The following is a 25,089-nucleotide window of genomic DNA, read 5'->3' as shown; positions in this document are numbered from 1 at the left end:
ATTAAATTGCCGCAAGAATTGAAAGCCGAGCGAAATGCTCGGCTTTTTTATGCGCGTCGAATACGGCTTTGTTTTTCATCGTGCTCATTTACCCAGGTTATTACTTCGTTTAAGGGTAGGGCTGGGCAGAACAAGTAGCCCTGAATGATGTCGCAGCCACGACTGCGTAAAAAATGCAGTGTATCCATGTCTTGAACGCCTTCTGCGACGACTGAATACCCTAGGCCATGCGCTAACGCTATTGTGTTCTCAACGATAGAGCGAGTGCCCTCTGTCCGGCTTGCGGTACAAAGAAATGATCGGTCGATTTTAATTTGATCAACTGGGAGATCTCTCAAAAGCGATAGAGATGAATACCCGGTGCCAAAGTCGTCCAAGCTGATCTTAATACCTAATCCTTTGATTTGGTGAATGAGAGGGTTGAGCTCAACAACTCTATCAATCGCCATCGTTTCAGTAATCTCTAAGCTTATAAGGTCAGCAAATTGAGGGTTTACTTTGAGCAGTGTTTCCAAGCGGTTGAACAATAAATTAGACGAGAGATCTTTTGCAGATAAGTTAACGTGGACAGGAAGCTTGATGTCTTTTTCTATAAAGGTCTGGAGGTCTTTTTCAACTTGGTTGAGGACCCACATGGTGATGTTGTGCACTTGATTACTTCGCTCCGCGATGGGGATGAAGTCGTTAGGCGAAATCGTTTTACCATTTTCGTCATGCCAACGGATCACGGCTTCAAAGCCGACAGCTAAGTTAGTATGTGCGTCAATCAACGGTTGGTAGTACAGCTGGAACTCCTCTTTTTCCAGCGCACATTGAATACGAGAAGAGATTTCGAGCTGGTACTTGGCCCCGACGTTCATGTCCTCATTATAAAATGCAAAGAGGTTGCCATTTCGTTTGGCGTGATACATGGCAATGTCCGCATGCTTTATCAATAGATCATTGGATAGAGCGTCATAAGGGTAGGTACTGACACCGAAAACAACGCGGGAAGAGACTTGAAACTCATCTAAATGGAAGCGATTAGACAGTGCCGAATCTAACTCTTCGATGAGACTTTTGCCTGTTTCCTCGCATGCTGACGAGGTGAGGATGACAAATTCATCGCCACCAACGCGGAAAATCTTGTCACTGCCTTTAAGTTTCTCTTGGAGACGTTGCCCAATTTGAATCAGCAGTTGGTCTCCACAAAAGTGTCCCATAGCATCGTTGACTTGTTTAAAGTTAACGACATCGAAAAGGATCACTGAGAAAGGGTCTCCAGACTGTATTCTATCTTCGATTAACTCAAAGCAGTATTTACGGTTAGGGAGTCCAGTAAGTGCGTCGTGAACGGCATTACGCTTCTCTTTTTCAGCAACGGTATGAAGTTCTAGTATGGAGTCGTTGCTCCATTTGATAACCAGCACCACAAAAATGCTGCCACCGAATAGAATGAGAGAAACTCCGGTTTCCAAGAGGGAAGCGATAGGTTTTTGCATTATAGCGTGTAAAAAAGCGGCATACGCAAAAATGAAACAGCTGATTAACAACAATAGGAAAGTCCACCCGGGTACATCAGTTCTCGAGCAGATGTTTTTTGTCATCTGCCATCCCCAGCAGAGCAAAATCAAACCTAAGATCACTAATAGAAATGCAATAGTGGGCACATTATTACCCCGATTTATTGATTGGTTTATTATTTTTGTTCACCCAATAAACAACGTAGCTCATATCTCTGAATTTGTACAAATTGACCTATTCATAAATTATGTTTAACAAGTCATATTTTTTAGTCTTCAAATAAAATCAAAACTTGCTACAGATCAACAAAATTTGTTCAATCAAATCGCTTTTACTAAAAGATTGTTGAAAGATTAAAAAATTATTGAATAATAGAGGGGCAAACAAGAAGTACGCAGCGCACAAGCGCTATTACAACCTCTGCTCTACAACAGGATAACTATTTCATGTCTAATTCGTTTGTACTGGTGATCAACTCTGGTAGCTCTTCATTAAAATTTGCTGTTATTGATTCTGAAACCGGTGAAGCTTTGGTATCAGGTATTGGTGAGTGTTTTGGCCTACCTGAAGCTGAAATCAGTTGGAAATATCAGGGAGAAAAAACCGTTGAAGCAATTCCTGCTGGCGGTAACCATCATCAGTACGCTGTTGAGCGAGTGGTAAAACTACTCGAGACTTTGGGTTTGAGCTCAAAATTTGTAGCTGTAGGCCACCGCATTGTTGCTGGTGGCGAAACCTTTAAAGGCACAGTAAAAGTCGATGAAAAAGTTATTCAAGAAGTTGAGCGTCTTGCTGAGCTAGCGCCACTTCATAACAAAGCGAATGCAGAAGGCATGCGAGCAGCAATGGCAGCATTCCCTTCACTGCCTCAATTCGCTGTGTTTGATACTGCTTTCCACCAAACAATGCCTGCAAAAGCGTTTATGTACGCGCTTCCTTACGAGCTTTACGAAGAGCATAAAGTGCGTCGTTACGGTGCTCACGGCACAAGCCACTACTACGTAAGCCGTGAAGCAGCGAAAATGCTAGATAAACCGGTTGAAGAAAGCAGCTTTATCACCGTGCACTTAGGTAATGGTGCATCAGTGAGTGCGGTTAAAAATGGCGAATGTGTTGATACAAGTATGGGTTTGACGCCGCTAGCTGGCCTAATGATGGGCACTCGTTGTGGTGACCTCGACCCAAGTGTTATCGAGTTCCTTTTCCGTAAAGGTTGGGAAAAAGACGAAGTGTTCGAGATGATGAACAAGAAGTCAGGCTTCTTAGGTGTATCCGGTGTAACAAGTGACGCACGTGGTGTACTAGAAGCCATGGAAGCGGGTAACTCACGTGCGAAGTTGGCATTTGAAATCTTCACTTACCGTGTTGCGAAATACATTACTTCTTACCTAGCTGCTCTGGATTCATTAGACGGCATCATCTTCACTGGTGGTATTGGTGAAAACTCACTACCAATTCGTCGTGAAATCTTGAAAAACCTAAAACTGCTAGGTTTTGTTGAAGATGAGAAAGGAAACGAAGATGCAAGATTTGGCAACGCAGGTGTTATTGCAACATCTGAGTTGCTCGGTGCGAAAGCACTAGTTATTCCTACCAATGAAGAGTGGGTAATCGCTCAACAGTCGGTGGAACTGCTGTAAAACGGCAAAAATTTTGGGAACTAAGTCAAAGCCCTTTCCTTTATGGAAAGGGCTTTTTTTGATCCAAATACATTATTTCTCCATACAACTATCCGCATTAATACGGATCTATAATAGCTGCCAATTGTCTTAATATTGATAAATATATAAACAACTTGGGCGGTGAAGAAATTTCAGTATACTGCGCTTAAGTCATAACAAAGAAAAATAGCCTTATGTCATGTAGGTGTCTCAGCTCGGAGACAGGAATTGCGTTTGAAGAACGATCAAACGAAATCGGATCTTTGCAGGCTATTGGGCATATAAATAATAAACCGTTGACTAGTTCGAAGATTAGTCAAATGAGAGAAAGTCATGTTTTTTAATAAGTCGCTTCAGCAAGAAAACCAACGATTAAAGCAGGATCTGCAACGCTTGCAGCAAATCCAACACAGTTTAGATGAAGAAATGCTTCGCTTAACGCTGGATAAGAAAGGCTGCATTACCTCTGCAAATACAAAACTTCAGCAACAACTCTTTTTCACTGATGCGGATATTTTAGCGAAACCGATTACCGAGTTGGTTCCATCAAATTCGCGTAATACAGAGCACTTTCATCGAATGAAGAGAGCCGTTCAAGACAAAGTATTTTGGAATGGCGCGATGCAAGTACTTAAAGGCAACGGCGAAGAAGCGTGGTTACGAACGGTTATCCAGCCTGTTTTAAACGAACATCAAGAAGTTGAAAGCTTTTTTGTGTTTGCTTCTGAGCTTACGCGAACGATCAAAACATCGCGTGAGCAAGAGGACATGCTGAATGCGTTGAGCCGTTCTATGGCGGTTATTGAGTTCACGTTAGATGGTAATGTATTAAAAGCCAATGATAATTTCCTTAGTACGATGGGTTATACACTGGATCAAATTAAAGGAAAGCATCATCGTATGTTCTGCGATCAGGAAGAGGCTGGTTCTGAAGCTTATCGCGAGTTCTGGCAACGTTTGGCAAAAGGACAGTTTGCTTCAGACCGATTTAAGCGAGTTAACCGTTACGGTGAAGAGGTATGGTTAGAAGCCTCCTATAACCCTATCCATAACGATAGAGGAGAGCTCTACAAGGTAGTCAAGTTCGCGACCGACATCACCCAGCAGGTGATGCAAGAGCAGCAAATGGCTCAGGCTGCGCAATTGGCTAATGAAGTTTCTCAAGAGACCGGAACACAAACACTGCAAGGTCAGCAAGTGATAGGTTCGACGCTAGAAAAGGTGCAAACACTGTCTGACCAGATGCAGCAAGCGAATACGGCCATTGACGAGCTCAAAGCGCACTCATCACGCATTAGTGAACTGGTTAATAGCATCAGTGGTATTGCAGACCAAACTAACTTACTAGCGTTAAATGCGGCGATAGAAGCAGCTCGCGCGGGTGAGCATGGTAGAGGCTTTGCCGTTGTTGCTGACGAGGTCAGACAGCTTGCCACAAGAACCAATGCGACCACTGATGAAATTGTCACAATGGTAACTGAAAACTTAGAGCGAACCGATAATGCTGTCCAACTGATCGCCAAATGCCAAAAAGAAGCACTAGATACGCTAGAGCTTTCAGAAAAAGCGGGGAATGTGATGAACGAAATACAAGATGGCGCTAGCCGTGTCGTAGAGGCTGTGGAGCAATTTAACCGCTCATTGTAGTTGGTTCTTCATGCTATCAATGGCTGTTTTCAGTTCCGATATAATCAACTTGTTTACTACTGCTGCTCATCGCCAATAAAGCGCTTTTTTTGGTGATGAGAAAGCTAATTATTTCCCTCCTTAATATTTCGTATTTCTATCTTAACGTGTCGCTATTTTACAACACTGTTAATAAAAAGTAGCGTAATTTAATCTCCTGTTAACTTGGTTGCGAATCACAGTTGGGGGAGACCTACTTGGACTTACTAAATTTCACCATAGATAACTTAGCGCTGCTAGGTACGCTTACCATGGAGCACATCTCTTTGGTCGCTTTGGCTGTTGGGCTTGCCATCCTAACTGGCGTACCTATCGGCATTCTTATCACACAAAATGAGCGCGTTGCGAAAGTGGTGCTTTACGTAGCGTCCATCATTATCACCATTCCTTCAATCGCACTGTTTGGTTTGATGATTCCTCTCTTATCGACCATTGGTCATGGGATTGGCTACGTGCCCGCCGTGATTACCGTACTGCTTTATTCTCAGCTGCCTATTATTCGCAACACTTATACCGCGATTCACAACGTAGAACCGTCACTCCGAGAGGCAGCTCGCGGCATCGGGATGACGCCTTTTCAGCGTTTGAAAATGGTGGAAATTCCATTGGCGATTCCGGTGATTATGGCGGGTGTGAGAACGGCAGTAGTAATGAATATTGGCGTTATGGCGATCGCCGCGTATATCGGAGCAGGAGGGCTAGGCGTGTTTATCAGTCGTGGCATCTCGCAAAGTGATCCTCGACAACTGATCGTTGGTGCCATCGCCGTCAGCCTTCTGGCTATCATCGCGGATTACGGATTGATTCGACTACAAAAAAGATTAACGCCACCGGGCTTAACCGCTGCTCGATAAAGGATAAATAATAGGGACATTCAAATGATCAAAATTGACAAGCTAACCAAAATTTTTGAAACGCCTAATGGCCCGGTGACTGCCGCAGATCACATTGAGATGGAAGTTCCCAGTGGTGAAATATGTGTGTTACTTGGCCCGTCTGGTTGTGGCAAAACCACCACGCTGAAAATGGTCAACCGAATTATTCCCGCGACATCGGGCAAGATCTATCTTGGCGGTGAAGATACTTCAGGGATGGATACAGTCACTCTGCGCCGCAACATTGGCTATGTTATTCAGCAAATTGGCTTATTTCCCAACATGACGATCGGCGAAAACATCGCGGTGGTTCCCAAGTTATTAGGATGGGATAAGGCAAGGTACATGACGCGTGCAAAAGAGCTATTGGAGATGGTGGCTCTTGATCCTAGTGTCTTCCTTAATCGTTATCCAAATGAGTTGTCTGGCGGACAGCAGCAACGAATTGGTGTTGCCCGAGCGCTAGCAGCGGATCCTCCTGTCATGCTGATGGATGAACCTTTTGGCGCGATTGACCCGATCAACCGTGAAGTAATCCAGGATGAGTTCCTTAAAATGCAGCAAGAGCTCAACAAGACCATCATGTTTGTCAGTCATGACATTGATGAAGCGGTCAAAATGGCCGATAGAATTGCGATTTTCCGTGATGGTCACCTGGTTCAGTACGATACGCCTGACGATTTGCTCGCACACCCGAAAGATGATTTCGTGAAAAACTTTGTCGGAGATGATCGCGCACTTAAACGTCTTCGCTTAGTGACGGCTGAATCCGTCATGCAGACCACCTTTGCACACGTGAAACCTAACGAGACGCTTGCCGACGCTTTAACCAAAATTGACGCGTATGGGTATCGCGACGCCGTGATATTAGTGAATGACCAACACCAACCTATCGGCTATGTGCCAAAAGCTACCGCAATCAATATGAAGGGGTACTGCGGCGAACATTATGTCGGCCTGAAAACAATCGCCCGAACCACGGATGATCTGCGTAAAGTCGCGTCGAAGATGTTCACGCACGACATTGTTTGGATGCCGTGTGTTGACGAGAGTGGCCGCTTAGTGGGCGAAGTCACACAGCGCGGCATTACTCATTATCTAGGCGCAACTTATCAGCGCGATACCTCTCCTAGTCAGCCGCAGCCATTGCATCAGGCTAAGGAGGCATCGTGACCAATCAGCTAAAACAAACTTACTATTTCGTTTTATTGGCGTGTGTCTTTGCATTGGGTATTTATTTACAAGGCGCGGGTACGATCGATGATTTTCTTTACTACCAAGAAGACATTGTTTATCTGACGGTTCAGCACATTGAACTGGTGCTGCTGTCTGGTGGATTGGCGATCCTAATCGCGATTCCCGTCGGCGTATTGCTCAGCCGTCCTCGTTTTCAGAAAGTCGCAGAATCGGCGATGCAGGTTTTGAATGTGGGGACCACGATTCCTACTTTAGCCATTCTCGCCCTGGCGATGAGCTTTCTTGGCATTGGCACCGTGCCTGCGGTATTTGGGCTGACGATTGCCTCGTTGTTGCCGATTGTCAGAAACACCTACATCGGGCTGAAAGAAGTGCCCGCTCATTTAAAAGAAGCGGCGTCAGGCATTGGTATGACCGAGTTACAAATGTTGTTTCAGGTTGAAATTCCTAATGCGCTGTTCGTCATTTTTGCAGGTATCCGCACGGCGTTAGCTGTCAACGTGGGCACCGTTCCACTGGCCTTCTTAATTGGTGGCGGTGGGTTAGGGGAGCTCATTTTTACCGGTATTGATCTGGATGAACCCATCATGATGCTGGCAGGCGCTATTCCTACAGCGATGCTGGCTATCGCTATCGACAGTGTGGTAGGAGCCGTTTCTTATGTCACTGTACCTAAAGGCTGTAACCCTATTAGAGCTAGACAATAACAATCCTAAAAATTGAACACAGACAGGAGTCAAACATGTTGAAGCAAATTACTCGCCGCTTGCTGGCCGTTGGTGTACTGCTTTCAAGTTTTCACGCATCTGCGGAAATTGTCGTAGGTGGTAAAAACTTTACAGAACAACAGCTTTTAACGGAGATCACGTCTCAATATTTAACCAAAAAAGGCTACGACGTTGATAAGCGCTCGGGCATGGGCAGTGCGGTTTTGCGTAAAGCGCAAGAAAACGGCCAGATTGATCTTTATTGGGAGTACACGGGCACATCACTGATTATTTACAACAAAGTCAAAGATAAGCTCCCAGCAGAGCAAGTGTATCAACGCGTTAAGGAACTGGATGCCAAGAAAGGCCTAGTTTGGCTTAACCCTTCAAAAGCGAACAACACCTACGCGCTCGCTATGCGCAGTGACGATGCGAAACAACGTGGCATTTCAACCTTATCCGACTTCGCCGAGCAAATGCGCCAAGACCCGCCAATGACCATTGCTTTGAATGCGGAATTCTATGCACGAAAAGATGGCTTCCGACCTTTACAGAAAACCTACAAATTCAAAGCTTCACGTGACCAAGTGAAACGCATGGATACTGGGTTAACTTATGATGCGCTGAAAGGGAAAGAAGTCGATGCTGCGCTTGTATTTGCAACAGATGGTCGTATCAAAGCATTCGGTTTTACCGTTTTAACGGATGACAAACAGTTCTTCCCTGATTACGCGATCACACCTGTGGTTCGCCAAGAAACGCTAGATGCGAACCCAGAGCTTGCCGAGCAAATGAACGCGCTTTCTGCGGCGATCGATGGCGATACGATGTCGACATTGAATCAACAAGTTGATGTGGAGCGACGTTCGATCTCAGAAGTCGCAAGCCAGTTCCTATCTGAGCATAACTTGGGGTAATACCATGACTATCCTGCAAGTCAGTGTGGCCCAAATCAACGCCCAGTTAGGCGATGTGAATGCCAATCTGAATACTCATCAGGATTACATAAAGCAAGCTGCGGCCATAGGGTCGCAGCTATTGCTGTTTCCTGAACTCTCCTTGACCGGATACCAGCTCCAATCCTCTGTGCGTGAAGTCGCCATGAAGCGTGATGATGCTCGGCTTAAAGAGCTTGCGCAACTTGCGCCGCACATGTCCGTGATTGTCGGCTTTGTGGAACAGGCCGCTCCGGGAGAGTACTACAACGCGATGGCTTGGTTGCTCGGTGGTACGGTGGTTGCTGTGCATCGCAAAATCAATTTACCAACCTATGGTGGGCTTGAAGAGGGCAAGTGGTTTCATTCGGGAGACGCAACCACCAGCGTTTCTCTTGATGAAAATTGGCGAGGCTCGGTTTTAATTTGTGCCGATTTATGGAATCCACCTTTGGTTCATTGCGCGCTACTCGATAAGCCTGAAATCTTGCTCGCGCCGATCAATTCGGCCAGCAGTATTGTCAGTAAAGACTTTTCCAATGAAGACAACTGGTTAGTTAACGTTAAATTCTATGCGGTGCTCTACGGAACCCCAGTTTTGATGGCCAATCGTTACGGGCCAGAGGGCGAAGCGTGGTTTTGGGGAGGAAGCTGTATTTTGTCTGCAACGGGCGAGCTCTTGGCGCAGGCAGAAGACGGTGAAACCTTGATAACTGCGACCTTGTCATTGGACGATATTGATAAAGCCAGATTCGAGCTGCCTACCATGCGAGACAGCAATACACCATTGATCACAACGCTATTGTCGAAGGCAAAACGCTAAAACTGGAGCGGTAGATATGCAATCTATTCATCGATTTATTCACGAATTAACCTTTGAACAGCTTCCTGCTGACGTTATTGAACAAGCGAAATATTGCGTCTTGGATTTGTTAGGTGTCGCCGCAGCTGGTAAAGCGACGCAGCTGCAAAATATGGTAGCCAAACTCGCGCAGAAGCAGTTTGCCGGCGATACGCCGATGCTGTTTTCTGATCACACGGCCAGTGGTTGTGGGGCGACTCTATATGGCGGCATGTTGATTGACAGTATGGACGCGCACGACGGCCAAGTCCTGACGAAAGGCCATGTAGGCGTTGCTGTTTTGCCGGGGCTGCTCGCCAGTATGCATGAGTCAGCAGTTACGGGAGAAGAGTTATTAACGTCCCTCGTCATTGGCTACGAAATAGCAACTCGCGCCGGAATCGCGCTGCATCAAACCGCTTGTGACTACCATACTTCTGGTGCTTGGAATGCGCTGGGCGTCGCCGCAGTATCTGCAAGAAGAAAAGAATTAACGGAGGCACAAACAGAGCATGCGCTCGGCATTGCTGAGTTTTATGGTCCACGCAGCCAAATGATGCGTTGTATTGAACATCCAACCATGCTCAAAGACGGCTCTGGCTGGGGAGCAATGGCGGGCTTTGCCAGTGCAGAGCTGGCAGAAGAAGGATTTACTGGCGCGCCAGCCGTGACTCTGCTGGACCAACAAACTCACGCTTTGTGGGCAGATTTAGGGCAGCGCTGGTATATTCTGGAGCAATACTTTAAACCGTATCCGGTTTGTCGTTGGGCTCAACCTGCGGTTGAAGCGGTGAGAGCACTGCAACAAGAAAATAAACTAAAACCTGATGAGATTGAACTTATCGAAGTTCACAGCTTTCACCAGGCGGTGTGCCTGCATACCAAGCGCCCTGAGACAACCGAGCAGGCTCAGTACAGTTTGCCATTTTCAGTCGCGAGTGTGGTCATGGATAATACGGTCACGGTAGAAGCCGTTACCAAAGGACTGAAAGATCCTGCTCGCTTGGCAATTACGGAGCGGATGAAGTTAATTGAAGAGCCTGCTTACAATGATAAGTTTCCAGCCGAACGCTGGGCGCATGTCGTGGTGACGTTGAAAAATGGCGACAAACTGACTTCGCCTCCCTGTATTGCGCGAGGTAATCCTGAAAATCCTCTCAGTCGAGACGAGATGCAAGGTAAGTTTCGCACTTTGGCAGAGAAAGAATTGTCCGCTTCGCGCGTGTCAGCGATAGAAGAGGGCTGTTTGCAACTTGATAAAGCCAGTAAAGAGCAGGTACTTGCTTGGCTATCACTGCTTTACCAAGGCACTTTGTCTGATAAGCCGTCTGACACATCACGATGAGATCGAAGAGATCGAACTTCTTTTCTTTTACTCAACCTTAAGCTAAACGTCGCTCTTCACGCGGCGTTTTTTCATAGCGTTTCTTGTAGCAGCGCGCAAAATACGATGTAGAACTGAACCCACAAGCGGTGCTGATTTGAGTAATGGACAGCATGGTTTGCAACAACAAATGTTGAGCACGTTCTAAGCGCAATTGAAGGTAGTAATTACCTGGTTTGTCTTGCAAGTATTGCAAAAATAATCTTTCCATCTGCCTGACCGATAATCCTACTTGTTCGCCAATTTCATAGCACTTTAGCGGCTCTTCCATGTTGGCTTCCATGATCTCTACAGCGTCGAGCAGGCGCGGGTGGCGGATGTTGTGTTTACGGATTAACGACATCCGCTGTTTATCATGCGCCGGTCGAATCGCAGGGTGAATGCATTGCTCAGCCACTTGATTCGCCAAGTCGCTCCCATGTTGGTTTGTAATTAAATGAAGCATCATATCCAAACCGGCTAAGCCGCCCGAACAAGTTGGTGTGCGTGGGTCGAATTCGTACAACTCACTGGTCACGTTAATGTTTGGAAACTCCTCTGCCAGGCTGTTGGCGGACTCCCAATGCACGGTACACGTTTTGTTTTTTAACAGGCCAGCTTTTGCTAGCAACACGCTGCCTGTCGAAGTCGAGCCCACGGCGATGCCTTGACGAAGCGCCTGTTTTAACCACTGATTCACCGAGCCACTCGCGGCAGCAACGTGGGCGCCAATACCCGCTACAACCAGCAGTAAGTCTAAATGAGCAATGTTGTTGACTGACTGCGTTGGCGAGAATGAAACGCCATTACTGGCCGACACTTCTTTATCTTCGAATCCATAAATATCCCACTGATACAAATCGCAACCAGCGAGGCGATTTGCCATTCGAAGAGGTTCGATAACTGCCGAAAAAGAGAGCATCGAAAAATCAGGAATAAGGAAAAAACCAATGCGATACGTGTGTGTCGTTTTCATTCTCTGTGGTCACCAAGTGGGCAGTTCATCTATGTCGTATTTCTGGATAAGAATGTCGCAATTGTTAAATTATTGCTATCAAAATTCGAACATGATGTGACTTAAGACAAGGAGTTCTTTGTCGAGCATACACATTCATTTGGACGAGATAATTATGATTGAACAAAAAGCCCCAGTAATTAGTGATGGTCTACGCCTTGATGGCGCTTTCTTTACTGACGAGAACGTTAACAACCCAGACTTACCGATCGTTATTGTCTGCTCAGGCTTTACTGGGCAAAAAAATATTCACCCAGAGCGTTACGCGAGAGCCTTAACTGCGAAGGGCTTTACGGTATTCGGATTTGACTACCGTGGCTTTGGCGAATCTGAGGGTATTCGTGAGCGAGTTATCCTGGATGAACAAGTACGCGACATCGCTAATGCGGTTGCGGTTGTGAAACAGCGCGCTGACGAGGAAGGCCGCAAAGTCGTACTGGCTGGCTGGGGCATGGCGGGGGGATTAATTCTTGATGCTTACCGAGTTTGCCAAGATGCGATTGATGGACTTATCTCCATGAACGGCTTTTATGATGCGGTACGTGTTCAGGTTGCTCAACGTGGCGAGCACGGCTGGAAAGCGTTCCGTCAATTTATGTTAGAAGAGCGTACACGTCTTGCTCTTGGTGGAGAAAAGCAGGGGATTGATCCATTTGAAATCTACCCGCTTGATCCAGTAAGCCGCGAATATGTATTCACTGAACTGGTCAAAGCGCCGGGCTACGGAGTGACATCTGATCTGGATTTTGCGGATTCTCTCATCAATTTCAAACCGGAAGCTCTACTGGATGAGCGATTTGCAGACGCGCCAATCTTGATTGCGCACGGTGCTGAAAACGACCTTCACCCAGTGACCGAAGCCAAGTCGCTGTACGCGAAATACCCTGGGCCGAAATCTCTATTCTTACTGCCGGAAGGTGGTCACACCGAGTGGATGTTGGACGACGATCCTAAGTTTATTCAGTTCTCTGGCGTGATCGCGAACTGGTTGAGTGAGAACTTCAGTTAAGTCTTTAAGAGGTGCTTTCGTTGATGGCACCTCTACCTTTCTGACAGGATGATTTTCGATGAGCATAATTCCATTTTGTGAAGCGGCTGACCCATTTGTAAATAAACCAACAATCGCGATTCCTGAAGGCGCGGTTGATTGTCACGCCCACGTTTTTTCTTCACGTTATCCGTACTGTGAAACGCGAACCTACACACCACCTGATGCCAGCGTCGGCGCGTACCTGCATTTGCACCAGCAATTAGGCATCCGTCATGGCGTGCTGGTTCAGCCGAGTGTGTATGGCAATGACAACCAGTTGCATCTTGATACATTACGGTATTTACGCCAGCAAGGTTACGACTACAAAGGCGTCGCGGTCGTGGATGCGGATGTGTCCGAGCAAACGCTGGATGAGCTACAAGAAGCCGGATTTTGTGGGGTGCGGATGAATTTGCTGTTTAAAGGTGGTATTGAGTGGCGAGATGTTGAACGTTTAGCGGCTCGCCTTGCAGAGCGACACTGGCACCTTCAATGCTTAATTGATGTTTCGCAGTTTGATGACTTATATCGCCGATTAAGGGCTTTACCCGTGCCCGTAGTGATTGATCATCTTGGACATATGCCAACAAACAAGCTGATTTCTCATCCTGGTTTTCAAACCTTATTGAAGCTTAAGGCCGAAGGGAAAGTGTGGACAAAATTGTCGGCGCCGTATCGTTTGTCGCTTCAATCTCCGCCTTATGATGACGTTTCTTCGTTTGCTCAAGCTTTGTTAGAAGCGAATGAAGAGCAATGCGTCTGGGGCTCGGATTGGCCTCATCCATGTTTTGCTGCTGAGATGCCAAATGATGGCCAGCTATTAGATACCTTGTGGCACTGGACGCAAGATACGACACTGTTTGGCAAGATTCTGGTCGATAACCCCAAGCGCCTCTACCACTTTTAACTCCGCATTCATGTTACGAACCTAAAAAGACAACCGTAAGGCACCGATTCAAATTATGCTTCCTGCACTTCCGCTACAGGTTTCCTCTGATCCTGTGGTTATCAAGTTCTTTAACACCCTTAAACAGCTTGGTTTCAAGGGGGATACTGATGCTCGCTATACCACTCGATTGAGTATGGCGACTGACAACAGCGTCTACCAGCAACTTCCGTTGTCGGTCGTCTTTCCTGCCAACCATCATGATGTGGTAATACTTGGCAAGGTCAGTGCACGTGATGAATTTAAGCACCTGACCTTTTCGCCCAGAGGAGGCGGAACGGGCACCAACGGACAATCATTGAACTCGGGGATTGTGGTTGACCTGTCTCGCTACATGAATCGAGTGTTAGAGATTAACGAGCAGGAAGGCTGGGTGAGAGTGGAAACAGGGATAGTCAAAGATCAACTCAACGACATCGTTCGCCCTTATGGTTATTTCTTCTCGCCAGATCTGTCGACCAGCAACCGCGCAACATTAGGTGGGATGATTAATACCGATGCATCAGGCCAAGGCTCTTTGCAGTATGGTAAAACCTCGGATCATGTGTTGGCGCTCAAAGCCGTATTGGCGGATGGTTCGGTGCTCGATACCGAAGCAATTCAACAAAACAAATGGTTAAACAGTGATGCAGTATCGCGAGCGTTAAAAATTACGGAGGAAGTTTGTCGAGACAAGCGTCAACAGACTCTGGATAAGTTTCCTCCTCTGAACCGATTTCTTACTGGTTATGACCTAAAAAATGCCATCAACGACAAGAGTGAAGAGTTTGACGTCACGAGAATATTATGTGGCTCTGAAGGTACGTTAGCTTTTATCACTGAAGCCAAGCTCAATCTTACGCGAATACCTACCACGCGACGGTTAGTGAACGTTAAATACGATAGCTTTGATTCTGCATTGCGAAATGCTCCCTTGATGGTCGAAGCAGAGGCGCTATCGGTAGAGACGGTTGATGCAAAGGTGCTTAATCTTGCAAGAGAAGACATTGTCTGGCACTCGGTAAAACATGCGATCTCAGATGTGCGGGGCAAAGAGATGCAAGGGATTAACTTTGTCGAGTTCGCAGGCAGTCACGACGATGATATTGAGGATAAAGTTGAACGCTTACTTTCAATTCTCGATAAAGAAATGGCTCACCGACGCAGTGGTATCATAGGTTATCAAGTCTGTCGTGAACCCCAAGACATCCAAGCCATTTATGGTATGCGCAAGAAAGCGGTTGGGCTGCTTGGCGCGACCAAAGGTCAGGCAAAGCCGATTGCATTCGCGGAAGATACCTGTGTACCGCCTGAAAATTTGGCGGACTTTATCGCGGAATTTCGTACGTTGCTAGACCGCAATAACCTGCATTATGGCATGTTTGGGCATGTGGATGCAGGCGTTCTTCACGTGCGTCCAGCGCTCGATATGTGTGACCCCGAACAAGAAGCGTTGATGCATCAACTGTCCGATGATGTGGTCGCATTGGTGGCAAAATACAATGGTTTAATGTGGGGAGAGCACGGTAAAGGATATCGCTCAGAATATGGACCAGCCTTCTTTGGTGATGAGCTCTTTACTGAATTAAGGCGTATTAAAGCGGCATTTGACCCCGACAATAAAATGAACCCGGGGAAGATTTGCACGCCACTGAATAGCGATGCTGAAATGGTAAAAGTCACAGCGACTAAGCGTGGCTACTATGATCGTCAGATCCCCGTAGAAGTCCGAGAGTCGCTTAAGCCCGTGCTGTCTTGCAATGGCAATGGGCTGTGTTTTAATTACGATGCTGATAGCCCAATGTGTCCATCATTTAAAGTAACAGCCGATCGTCGCCACTCTCCGAAAGGGAGGGCGGGGATAATGCGTGAATTTAAAGTAACAGCCGATCGTCGCCACTCTCCGAAAGGGAGGGCGGGGATAATGCGTGAATGGCTGCGTCGCCTTAATGACAGTGGCTTCGATTTGCTCGCTAACGAACAGCAACTTCTCAATCAAACGTTATCGGTTAAGCTTTTGGCTCAGAAGCTGAGTCAACTGATATCTCGCCCCGCATCTGATGACCTATCGCATGAAGTTTATGAGGTGATGAGCGGTTGTCTAGCGTGCAAAGCGTGTGTGAGTCAGTGCCCTGTTAAAGTTGATGTACCTGATTTTAGAGCGCGTTTTTACACGTCTATCACTCGCGTTATCGCAGACCTCTGCGCGACTATCTGGTGTCGAATATTGAGCAACTGCTGCCGATTATGGCAAAAGCCCCCAAGCTGGTTAATCGAATTGCATCTAGTAGGCCTGTTACGCAGGTATTAGAGACATCCATCGGTTTTGTTGATTCGCCAGTGCTATCGATCCCTACGTTGCAAAGTCGATGTCAGGCACTTGGCGTGAGCCCGTTCGACTTTGCGTATCTAGAATCGCTTTCCCCAGAAGTGAAGCAAAATTACGTCTTGATTGTTCAAGATCCATTTACCAGCTTTTATGAAGCCGAGTTGGTTGCGGACTTTATTCAGTTATTGCAGCGGTTAGGGAAACACCCTGTTGTTCTGCCTTTCAAACCCAATGGGAAAGCTCAACATGTAAAAGGTTTCCTTAAGGCATTTGCCAGAAATGCACAAAACACCTCGGATTTTCTCAAACAAGTTGCTGAGCTTGAAATTCCTATGATCGGTATCGATGCAGCCTTAGTGCTTTGTTATCGTGATGAATACCGTCAGGCTCTAAAAGAAAAGCGGGGCGAATTTACAGTTTATACGGCTCATGAGTGGCTGGTGGATACACTCAATGAATGGCCGCCAGTAATTGTATCAGACGAAGAGCCTTGGTATTTGATGGCGCATTGCACAGAAAAGACCAAAATACCGGAGACTGAGAAATCTTGGCAGTCTATTTTTCATTACTTTGGCTTAAAGCTGCATGTGATACCTACGGGATGTTGCGGTATGGCGGGGACATTCGGCCATGAAGTGGATAAGAAAAGTACGTCTGAAGCTATTTATCAGCTGAGTTGGAAACCGAATATAAAGAACCTGCCCACTGAGCGTGTGTTAGCAACGGGGTATTCCTGTCGCAGTCAAGTTAAGCGTTTTGAAGGAGAGGTAGTTCGACATCCGGTCCAAGTTTTAGCCAGTTTGTTTAATGCATAAGATGCTTAGGCAATTTAGTATACGAAAACGCTTGCCTTAAGACTTTGCCTGCCTTTAATGTATCCGACCGCAGAACTTCAATCTGCTTAACAACAACACAGGAGAGAATCGGGCTTTCACTTCCGCTCGACAGAAACTCCTTTCAAATTGATACAACAGCGCAGCAAACTTCCCTTGCTGCGATACTGTGTTCCATATTTTGTGAGTACTTATGTTTAACTCAGAACGCAAAGCGACGGTTATTCTGGTTGCGACAACGATGATCGCGGCACTTGGTTGGATCTTTTCTAAGGAAACAATACAGGGCTTACCACCTTTCGGCTTTATCGGAGCGCGATTTACTATTGCATCGCTCTGTCTGCTGCCGTTGTGCTATCGACCTTTGCTCAAAGCGAATTTGAAAGATGTGCTTTCTGCTGGTGGTGTCGGGCTCCTGTTAGGCAGTGCCGTTATGACATGGATTTACGCCATCTCCATCAGCGACACGCTCGGGGAAGGCGCATTTATCATGAGTCTCTCCATGCTATTTGTACCGATTGTTGCGTGGGTTATGTTTCGTCAACGACCACAACGAATTTTCTGGCTTTCTTTGCCTATCGCGGTATTAGGTCTCGCCTGTCTCTCTTTAGTTGGCGGTTGGAAGCAATCGGCCAGTCAATTTTGGTTTCTTGGGGCGGCACTGGTTCTTGCGCTTCACTTTAATGTGAACAGTAAATATTCTCAAAAATTGCCTGTGTTGCTGCTTACTTGCGTGCAGCTTTTTTCTGCTGGTTGTTTAGGTTTGTTGGTTTCTTTCTTTATGGAGTCTTTTCCGGCAGAGGTTGACTCCTCCATTTGGTGGTGGTTCGCGTTGAGCACTTTGCTAGCGACGAGCTTGCGTTACGTAATGCAAACCATGGGGCAAAAATTTGTTCAGGCAGGTAATGCTGCCTTGATCATGATATTAGAGCCAGTTTGGACCGTCATTCTAAGCGTGCTGTGGTATGGCGAAGTGCTAACGGCAAATAAGCTAGTAGGCTGTGTGCTTATCTTATTCTCTCTTATTATTTATCGTACTGGCGGTCGATTTCGTTTGTCTATCCCTAGGTAGCTTCAAGAAATGTGGGTAGGGAACAATTTAGGAGTGAAGCATGGCCAATACTGAGCATCAGGAGTCACTAGACTTTTTAGATATTTTAAGTGTCTGTTTATACCGTTTAGGAATTAGCGTATTTGCCTTTGGGCTTATCGCGATGACGATATCGGGTTTGCACCTCATTGAAGGTTCGGCATTTTATGATCGAAATGTGTTGCTGATCATCGCCATTGCAGGTGTATTAACTGCAGCCAATATCCATGTCTACAGTAAAACTGTGCGTACTGTCATCAGCTGGTCAACTTGGGTGGGACTGCTCTTCATGGTGAGCGATCCAGACTTATCCCGCGTGTGGCTTTCTCTCGGTTTTGTCTTTGTCACTTTTTCCGGTGTGGCGCTGAAAGAGTCCTTTTGTTTTAAAGTTCCAGGCTTGAAAGCGGTGCCAGTGCTACTTTCCATCGCAACCTTTGCGTTTTGTTTCGAAATACTGACGGTAGCGACTATTGCGACAGGGTTGTCTGGCTTAATTATGGGCTTCCTGTCTATATCAAAGTGGCGGATGCCACTTCATTTTGATATCGGTATCAAAGCAAACTACGAGGTTTAATAAACGTCTTACGTTAGAGATGTCATACGGTTACGCAAAGCTAGCGATACTTTTGACGTGGGCTCTCGATTAAGCTCTTCGCTGATCATCCAGCCAGCTTTTGCTAACAGCTCCAAGTCGATCCCCGTTTCGATCCCTAATCCTTGGCATAAATACAGTACATCCTCCGTCGCGACATTCCCCGAGGCACCATGAGCGTATGGACATCCACCCAGCCCAGAGACACTGCTGTCGATGGTATTGATGCCCATACTCAATGCTTGATGAATATTGGCGAGCGCTTGTCCCCATGTATCGTGGAAATGGACAGCAAGCAGGGGGAGAGGTGTAACCAACATGACGGCTTCTAGCATAGCTGCAATTCGATTTGGCGTGCCTGTGCCGATGGTATCGCCTAGGGATACTTCATAGCACCCTAAATCGATGAGCGATTTGGTCACGCTCGCCACCTGTCTAGGGTCTGTCGGACCGTCGTATGGGCAATCGGCAACGCAGGATAGATAGCCTCGAACAGGGATGCCGTGTTTGGTGGCTAATCGCATTACAGGCTCGAAGCGAGTTAAACTTTCTGCAATCGAGCAATTGATATTGTGTTGGCAGAATCCTTCTGATGATGAAGTGAAAATTGCGACCTGATTGGCACCAGCCTCCAAGGCTTGTTCGAAGCCTTTTAGGTTTGGTGTCAGGGCAGAATAAGTAACATGATTTCGCCTTGTTATTGCTTTCATGACCTCTGTTGAGTCCGCCATTTGTGGCACCCATTTGGGCGAAACAAAAGAGCCCGCCTCAATATGCGTTAGCCCAGTATCAGAGAGTAAGTTGATCAACCGGATTTTAGTCTGGGTCGCAACAGGAGATTCATTTTGCAACCCATCTCGTGGACCTACTTCGACAATATTTACTTTGGAAGGCTGCATTACTTGTCCTGTGATTTGGTTACCCAACTTGGGCTTCGTTTTTCAAGAAACGCTTGCAAGCCATCTTGGCCTTGTGGCGATACCCTAATGTCCGCAATGAGCTTGCTGGTATAGTGAATCAGTTGTTGATCGATGGGGTTTTGATGACATTGGTGACAGAGCGTTTTCGCTTTGCGCATCGCATCTGGGCTATTAAGTAGTAACGTCTTGATCACGCTATCGACCGCATTTTCAAGTTGTTTGGCTTCTTTCACTTCGTGCACAATACCAAACCGTTCGGCATCCTCGGCTGAAATGACTTCACCACTTAAGATATAGCGTCTAGCTTGTCGATTCCCCATCGCGCGCATGACGTAAGGCGCAATGGTTGCCGGAACTAAACCAAGCTTAACTTCACTTAAGCAAAAGTTAGCACATTGGCTCGCGATGGCGATATCACTGCAACAAATCAATCCCAGCGCGCCGCCGTAAGCGGAGCCTTGTACAACCGCGATGGTGGGTTGAGGGAACGAATCTAGTGTTTCCATGAGTCTTGCCAAGTTTTGGGCATCAACGAAATTATCTTGCCTCGTGCTGTCGGCCATCGACTGCATCCAATTCAGGTCGGCCCCGGATGAAAAGTGCTTGCCGTTACTTTTTAATACCAAGCATCGCACATCCGTTCGTAAAGCGAGATAATCTAGGCGGTGGATCAGCAAGTCGATCGTACAAGCGTCAAAAGCATTGTGCTTGGCTGTTCTGTTTAGAGTGATGGTTGCTACGCCATTGTCATCGACATGCCAAAGAACATCATCTTGCCTTTGGGCGTTGGGAATAATGCTTGGTTGTATTTCCTGCATACTAACTTCCTTAATTCATCTTTGGATATTTACATTCTGAAGACGCCAAACTCGCTATCAGGAATGGGAGCATTTAATGCTGCCGTTAGCGCCTGACTCAACACCTGACGCGTTTGTTTGGGGTCAATAATTCCATCATCCCATAGCCGAGCGCTCGCAAAATAGGGATGTCCTTGTGTTTCATACAAGTCTATGATCGATTCTCTAAAAGTGTGTTCTTCTTGCTCTGACCACGCTTCTCCCTGGCGTTCCTTCGCGTCTTTTCGAACTTGTGTTAAGACGCCTGCCGCTTGTTCTCCGCCCATCACAGAAATACGAGCGTTCGGCCACATCCACATCATGGTTGGATCATAAGCTCGGCCGCACATGCCATAATTGCCAGCGCCGTACGACCCACCGATGATTACGGTAAACTTTGGTACGTCAGCACAAGCGACGGCCATCACCAGCTTGGCGCCATGTTTTGCGATGCCTTCTTCTTCCACCTTTTTCCCAACCATAAATCCGGTAATGTTTTGGAGAAAGAGAAGCGGTGTTTTCCGTTTGGCGCAAAGTTCAATAAAGTGCGCGCCCTTTTGTGCCGATTCAGAAAACAAGATGCCGTTGTTTGCCACAATGCCGATCAAGTGTCCGTGAACGCGAGCAAAGCCACACACTAACGTTCTGCCGTACAAGGCTTTGAATTCGTCAAAATCAGAATCATCGACGATGCGGGCAATGATTTCTCGAACGTCGAATGATAGTCGTAAGTTGGCATTCACGATTCCGTAGATTTCTTCAGCATCGTAGCGGGGAGGTAGCACGGTGTTTTCCGGCTTAATCGGTTTCGCTCTATTGGCATTGGCAATGGCTTCTCGGGCAAGCATTAGGGCATGCTCATCATTTTCAGCGTAATAATCAGCAACACCAGATTTACGACAATGCACGTCTGCACCGCCGAGCTCTTCACCCGTCACGACTTCGCCAGTGGCCGCTTTCACCAGAGGCGGTCCCGCCAAAAATATGGTGCCTTGCTCTTTGACCATAATGGACACATCCGCCATGGCAGGAACATATGCGCCCCCAGCAGTGCAAAGCCCCATCACAACAGCAACCTGAGGGATGCCTTTTGCTGACATCCTCGCTTGGTTAAAGAAAATGCGACCAAAGTGTTCTTTGTCGGGGAAGACGTCGGACTGATGAGGGAGATTTGCGCCACCGGAGTCCACCAAGTACACGCAGGGGAGTTGGCAACGTTGGGCTATCTCTTGCGCTCTAAGGTGTTTTTTTACCGTGAGTGGGTAGTAGGTTCCGCCTTTTACCGAAGCATCGTTGGCGATGACCATACATTGAATCCCCGCTATGAAACCAATGCCGGCGATAACGCCAGCGCAGGGGATGGATTCGTCATACACTTGCCAGGCGGCAAACTGGCTGATTTCAAGAAAGTCAGTGTTGTCATCAAGCAAGCGCGCGATGCGTTCTCGGGCGGGGAGTTTTCCTTTTTGCCTCTGGTGCTGAATGGCTTTTTCACCGCCTCCCTGTTTGATGGTCTCGATGTGTTGATTCAGTTGAGTGACCAACGTTTCCATCGCAGCTTTATTGGAAAGAAATAACTCGTCAGTTGGCTTAGTTTTACTTTTGATAATGGCCATAATGACTTCCTTGTCGTATGTTCCCTTAGCGAGATTCTTCGAACAGTTCTCGGCCTATTAACATGCGGCGAATCTCTGAGGTACCCGCGCCGATTTCATAAAGCTTTGCATCACGTAGCAAACGACCAGCAGGGTATTCATTGATGTAGCCATTCCCACCGAGCAACTGTATTGCATCAAGTGCCATTTGTGTGGCGAGTTCTGCACTGTACAGAATCGCTCCTGCGGCATCTTTGCGTGTTGCGTTACCTCGATCACAAGCCGCTGCGACGGTATATACATACGCTTTTGCTGCACTCATTCGAGAGTACATATCGGCGATCTTGCCCTGAACTAACTGAAACTCGCCAATGGATTTTCCAAACTGCTCTCGTTCATGTACGTACGGGACCACAATGTCCATGCAAGCTTGCATTATCCCGAGTGGTCCGGCAGCGAGGACGACGCGCTCGTAATCCAGCCCACTCATTAACACCTCGACGCCTTGATTCAGCTCGCCAAGAATATTCTCTTTCGGCACTACGCAATTGTTAAACACGAGTTCGCAAGTGTTCGAGCCTCTCATACCTAGTTTGTCCAGCTTTTGAGCATGGCTGAAACCTTCGACGTTGCGTTCAACAATGAATGCGGTAATACCTCGTGAACCTGCATTGACATCCGTTTTAGCGTAAAGCACCACTATGTCAGCGTCGGGCCCGTTGGTGATCCACATTTTGTTGCCATTCAGTACAAAATGGTCGCCCTTGTTCTCCGCTTTCAGTTGCATGCTTATCACGTCTGAACCGGCATTGGGCTCGCTCATAGCTAGGGCGCCAACGTGCGTACCATCGATGAGTTTGGGAAGGTATTTCTTGCGTTGAGAAGGAGTGCCATTGCGAAAGATCTGATTGACGCACAGATTAGAATGAGCGCCGTAGCTTAAAGCGACGGAGGCAGAGGCACGGCTGATTTCTTCCATCGCCACAACGTGAGCAAGGTATCCCATGCCTGCACCACCAAGTTCTTCATCGACGGTGACACCGAGCAGCCCCATTTCTCCAAACAAAGGCCACAAATGCTTCGGAAACTGGTTATCGCGGTCTATATCTGCGGCGATGGGAGCAATATGTTCCGTAGCAAAGGCATTAACGTGGTCTCGGAGCATATCGATGGTATCACCAAGTCCGAAATTGAGTGGGGCGTAGGTGCTTTTCATAACGTCTCCCGATATCAGAGGTAAGGTGGAAAAGCCGATTGCAGTGTCGCTATTTGAGTATAGCGGTTATGTCTCTTTGCTTTTGAGTGTTTGAATACAGCGTTCTTTAGCGGCATTCAACTCTGCCATTACGACGCTGATGTCATTGAGTTGCTGTTGTAGGACGGCTTGTTTCTCTTCAATGATATTGAGCATTTTCAATAACTGTCCTTCGGTTTGTTGCATGTCATAGAGCTCGAAAAGTTCACGAATTTCTGCCAGTGAAAAACCGAGCCGTTTCCCTCTTAAAATCAGTTTGAGACGAATTTTATCTCTGCGTTGATAAACGCGCATGTTGCCTTTTCGCTCTGGTTCAATCAGACCTACATCCTCATAAAACCGGATACTGCGAGTGGTAATATCAAACTCCTTGGCGAGGTCACTGATCTTGTATTTTTCCATAACATACTTACCTCGAATAAAAATCCAGTTTCTGAAATCGAACCTTCAACGGAAAGGCCGAACGCAAATTTTGAAAGATAAACGCCTACTCGGTGTGTTTTTTCATCTCATTGTAAAGGCTAGTGCTATGCTTACGTAAACGTCAAGAAATCGCAGTATGAAAGTTTGTCAGTGAGAAAGGGCGACAAAGACTGGCGTAGCACTTGGTAAGCGATGTCATGCAAGGGCGTCATCAGTCAGTCTAGTGTTCACATATACCTCAAGGGAATGCGAATCATGGAAAAAGACATCTGGATTGTCAGCGCGAAGAGAACGCCGATCGGGCGCTTTCAAGGAAAGTTGCAAACTTACTCCGCTCCCCAATTAGGCGCACTGGCGATCAAGGCCGCAATGCACGAAGTGAATGTGACATCTGTAGATGAAGTTTTTATGGGATGTGTGCTCCCTGCGGGTTGTGGGCAAGCCCCTGCGAGACAAGCGGCAATTGGTGCGGATTTACCCATGAGTGTAGGGTGCACGACTATCAATAAAGTGTGTGGTTCCGGCATGAAGAGCGTCATGTTGGCGCACGATCTTATCAAAGCTGGAACGATTCGAACTGCCATTGCTGGTGGTATGGAGAGTATGACCAATGCGCCCTATTTGCTGAGGGAGGCGAGAAAGGGAATGCGCATGGGCCACCAGTCGACGTATGACCACATGTTTCTCGATGGATTGCAAGATGCGTACGAAGGACACTTAATGGGTGTTTATGCTCAGCACGTCGCAGACAGGCTTAAGTTCACCAGAGAGCAAATGGACGAATGGGCAGTGATGTCGGCAAAACGTGCGTTGGAAGCTCAAGAGCGAGGCTTATTTGCAGACGAGCTCTCACCGATTGAATTCAACACCAAGTCTGAACAAGGAACGTTGGATTACGATGAGCACCCGCGCTCGATTGATCTGGATAAAATCCCTCAACTCAAACCTGCATTCGATAAAAAAGGCACGGTGACCGCTGCTAATTCGAGTGCGATTTCCGATGGCGCTGCAGCGCTTGTTCTAATGGATGAAGAGACTGCGATCCACCAAGGTCTTGAGCCACTCGCCGTTATCAAGTCTCACGCTACACACGCCAGAAAACCTGCTGAATATACTTTGGCTCCCGTTTATGCGATTGAACAGTTGTTGTCCCAGTTGGATTGGTCAATTGACGAAGTGGATCTGTGGGAGATAAATGAAGCCTTTGCTGTCGTGACACAAATCGCGATAGCAGAACTTGGGCTTGATATGAGCAAAGTCAATATTAAAGGCGGAGCGTGTGCACTCGGGCATCCGATAGGCGCAAGTGGCGCACGAATTCTGGTGACATTGATTCATAGTTTGCGTCAGCTACAAGCTTTAGGTACCGACGGTGATCTAGACGCCAAAAAAGTGATGCGAGGCGTTGCGACACTTTGTATCGGTGGTGGAGAGGCAACGGCGATAGGCATTGAAATACCGCTTTAATTGAAATCAGA

The 25,089-nt window shown here is 47.0% G+C and carries 20 protein-coding genes and 2 pseudogenes; 15 read left to right on the top strand and 7 right to left on the bottom strand.

The window, feature by feature from the left end; translation table 11 throughout:
* Window positions 1-47: 47 nt before the first annotated feature.
* On the bottom strand, window positions 48-1,586 hold the full coding sequence (locus tag FR741_RS20675) for a putative bifunctional diguanylate cyclase/phosphodiesterase (protein ID WP_031780182.1): 1,539 nt from the start codon (window positions 1,584-1,586) through the stop codon (window positions 48-50).
* A gap of 363 nt (window positions 1,587-1,949) precedes the next feature.
* Here FR741_RS20675 and FR741_RS20670 point away from each other — a divergent pair, with 363 nt between their 5' ends.
* The 9 genes and pseudogenes from FR741_RS20670 (at window position 1,950) to FR741_RS20635 (ending at window position 10,750) form a co-directional block, all read left to right on the top strand.
* Window positions 1,950-3,143, top strand: a complete 1,194-nt coding sequence (locus tag FR741_RS20670) for an acetate/propionate family kinase (protein ID WP_006742422.1) — start codon at window positions 1,950-1,952, stop codon at window positions 3,141-3,143.
* A 354-nt stretch (window positions 3,144-3,497) separates the two neighbouring features.
* Window positions 3,498-4,277, top strand: a pseudogene (locus tag FR741_RS23795) (PAS domain-containing protein); the annotation flags it as partial.
* Window positions 4,275-4,811 carry a methyl-accepting chemotaxis protein gene (locus FR741_RS23790; protein WP_370687804.1) on the top strand — a complete coding sequence of 179 codons (537 nt, stop codon included), beginning with the start codon at window positions 4,275-4,277 and terminating at the stop codon, window positions 4,809-4,811. The pseudogene FR741_RS23795 and the gene FR741_RS23790, both read left to right, overlap by 3 nt.
* A gap of 290 nt (window positions 4,812-5,101) precedes the next feature.
* Window positions 5,102-5,704, top strand: a complete 603-nt coding sequence (locus FR741_RS20660) for an ABC transporter permease (protein ID WP_005391019.1) — start codon at window positions 5,102-5,104, stop codon at window positions 5,702-5,704.
* A gap of 24 nt (window positions 5,705-5,728) precedes the next feature.
* The gene (locus tag FR741_RS20655; RefSeq protein WP_167427605.1) at window positions 5,729-6,898 is read left to right on the top strand and encodes an ABC transporter ATP-binding protein; all 1,170 of its coding nucleotides are present in this window, start codon (window positions 5,729-5,731) and stop codon (window positions 6,896-6,898) included.
* Window positions 6,895-7,629 (top strand): ABC transporter permease, encoded by a 735-nt coding sequence (locus FR741_RS20650; RefSeq protein ID WP_006742426.1) that lies wholly within the window; start codon window positions 6,895-6,897, stop codon window positions 7,627-7,629. Before FR741_RS20655 ends, FR741_RS20650 begins: the two co-directional genes overlap by 4 nt.
* Window positions 7,630-7,664: 35 nt before the next feature.
* Window positions 7,665-8,546 (top strand): glycine betaine ABC transporter substrate-binding protein, encoded by an 882-nt coding sequence (locus tag FR741_RS20645; RefSeq protein ID WP_046873659.1) that lies wholly within the window; start codon window positions 7,665-7,667, stop codon window positions 8,544-8,546.
* Between the two features lie 4 nt (window positions 8,547-8,550).
* Window positions 8,551-9,387, top strand: a complete 837-nt coding sequence (locus FR741_RS20640; RefSeq protein ID WP_167427604.1) for a nitrilase-related carbon-nitrogen hydrolase — start codon at window positions 8,551-8,553, stop codon at window positions 9,385-9,387.
* A gap of 16 nt (window positions 9,388-9,403) precedes the next feature.
* Window positions 9,404-10,750: an MmgE/PrpD family protein gene (locus FR741_RS20635; RefSeq protein ID WP_167427603.1), complete on the top strand. Its 1,347-nt coding sequence runs from the start codon at window positions 9,404-9,406 to the stop codon at window positions 10,748-10,750.
* Window positions 10,751-10,787: 37 nt separating this feature from the next.
* On the opposite strand, the gene FR741_RS20630 is transcribed toward FR741_RS20635, so the two are convergent.
* Window positions 10,788-11,744 (bottom strand): GlxA family transcriptional regulator, encoded by a 957-nt coding sequence (locus FR741_RS20630; RefSeq protein ID WP_005375751.1) that lies wholly within the window; start codon window positions 11,742-11,744, stop codon window positions 10,788-10,790.
* A gap of 154 nt (window positions 11,745-11,898) precedes the next feature.
* Here FR741_RS20630 and FR741_RS20625 point away from each other — a divergent pair, with 154 nt between their 5' ends.
* The 5 genes and pseudogenes from FR741_RS20625 to FR741_RS20605 all read left to right on the top strand — a co-directional run bounded on the left by FR741_RS20625 (window position 11,899) and on the right by FR741_RS20605 (window position 18,564).
* The gene (locus FR741_RS20625; protein ID WP_005375755.1) at window positions 11,899-12,792 is read left to right on the top strand and encodes an alpha/beta hydrolase; all 894 of its coding nucleotides are present in this window, start codon (window positions 11,899-11,901) and stop codon (window positions 12,790-12,792) included.
* Between the two features lie 58 nt (window positions 12,793-12,850).
* Window positions 12,851-13,720, top strand: a complete 870-nt coding sequence (locus FR741_RS20620) for an amidohydrolase family protein (protein ID WP_167427602.1) — start codon at window positions 12,851-12,853, stop codon at window positions 13,718-13,720.
* Window positions 13,721-13,775: 55 nt separating this feature from the next.
* Window positions 13,776-16,882, top strand: a pseudogene (locus tag FR741_RS20615) (FAD-binding and (Fe-S)-binding domain-containing protein).
* Between the two features lie 211 nt (window positions 16,883-17,093).
* A complete protein-coding gene (locus tag FR741_RS20610; RefSeq protein ID WP_046873653.1) occupies window positions 17,094-17,972 on the top strand; it encodes a DMT family transporter in 879 nt (292 codons plus the stop codon).
* Window positions 17,973-18,012: 40 nt separating this feature from the next.
* On the top strand, window positions 18,013-18,564 hold the full coding sequence (locus FR741_RS20605) for a DUF2301 domain-containing membrane protein (RefSeq protein ID WP_167427601.1): 552 nt from the start codon (window positions 18,013-18,015) through the stop codon (window positions 18,562-18,564).
* Between the two features lie 8 nt (window positions 18,565-18,572).
* Here FR741_RS20605 and FR741_RS20600 read toward each other — a convergent pair whose 3' ends face one another.
* The 5 genes from FR741_RS20600 to FR741_RS20580 all read right to left on the bottom strand — a co-directional run bounded on the left by FR741_RS20600 (window position 18,573) and on the right by FR741_RS20580 (window position 23,590).
* Entirely contained in the window at window positions 18,573-19,481 is a 909-nt protein-coding gene (locus FR741_RS20600; RefSeq protein WP_167427600.1) for a hydroxymethylglutaryl-CoA lyase, read from the bottom strand.
* Entirely contained in the window at window positions 19,481-20,320 is an 840-nt protein-coding gene (locus FR741_RS20595; RefSeq protein WP_167427599.1) for an enoyl-CoA hydratase-related protein, read from the bottom strand. The genes FR741_RS20600 and FR741_RS20595 overlap by 1 nt, the downstream gene beginning before the upstream one ends.
* Before the next feature lie 29 nt (window positions 20,321-20,349).
* Window positions 20,350-21,954: a carboxyl transferase domain-containing protein gene (locus FR741_RS20590; protein ID WP_167427598.1), complete on the bottom strand. Its 1,605-nt coding sequence runs from the start codon at window positions 21,952-21,954 to the stop codon at window positions 20,350-20,352.
* A gap of 25 nt (window positions 21,955-21,979) precedes the next feature.
* Window positions 21,980-23,149, bottom strand: a complete 1,170-nt coding sequence (locus tag FR741_RS20585) for an isovaleryl-CoA dehydrogenase (protein WP_167427597.1) — start codon at window positions 23,147-23,149, stop codon at window positions 21,980-21,982.
* A gap of 66 nt (window positions 23,150-23,215) precedes the next feature.
* Window positions 23,216-23,590: a MerR family transcriptional regulator gene (locus tag FR741_RS20580; protein ID WP_012842485.1), complete on the bottom strand. Its 375-nt coding sequence runs from the start codon at window positions 23,588-23,590 to the stop codon at window positions 23,216-23,218.
* 276 nt (window positions 23,591-23,866) lie between these two features.
* Between FR741_RS20580 and FR741_RS20575 the strand changes: the two genes are divergently transcribed.
* Window positions 23,867-25,078, top strand: a complete 1,212-nt coding sequence (locus tag FR741_RS20575; RefSeq protein WP_167427596.1) for a thiolase family protein — start codon at window positions 23,867-23,869, stop codon at window positions 25,076-25,078.
* Window positions 25,079-25,089: the final 11 nt, after the last annotated feature.

It is taken from the genome of Vibrio diabolicus, from assembly GCF_011801455.1.
Classification (GTDB): Bacteria; Pseudomonadota; Gammaproteobacteria; order Enterobacterales; family Vibrionaceae; genus Vibrio; species Vibrio diabolicus.
The sequence above is the reverse complement of the archived record's forward strand: the minus strand, read 5'-3'. Positions and strand labels throughout refer to the sequence as shown.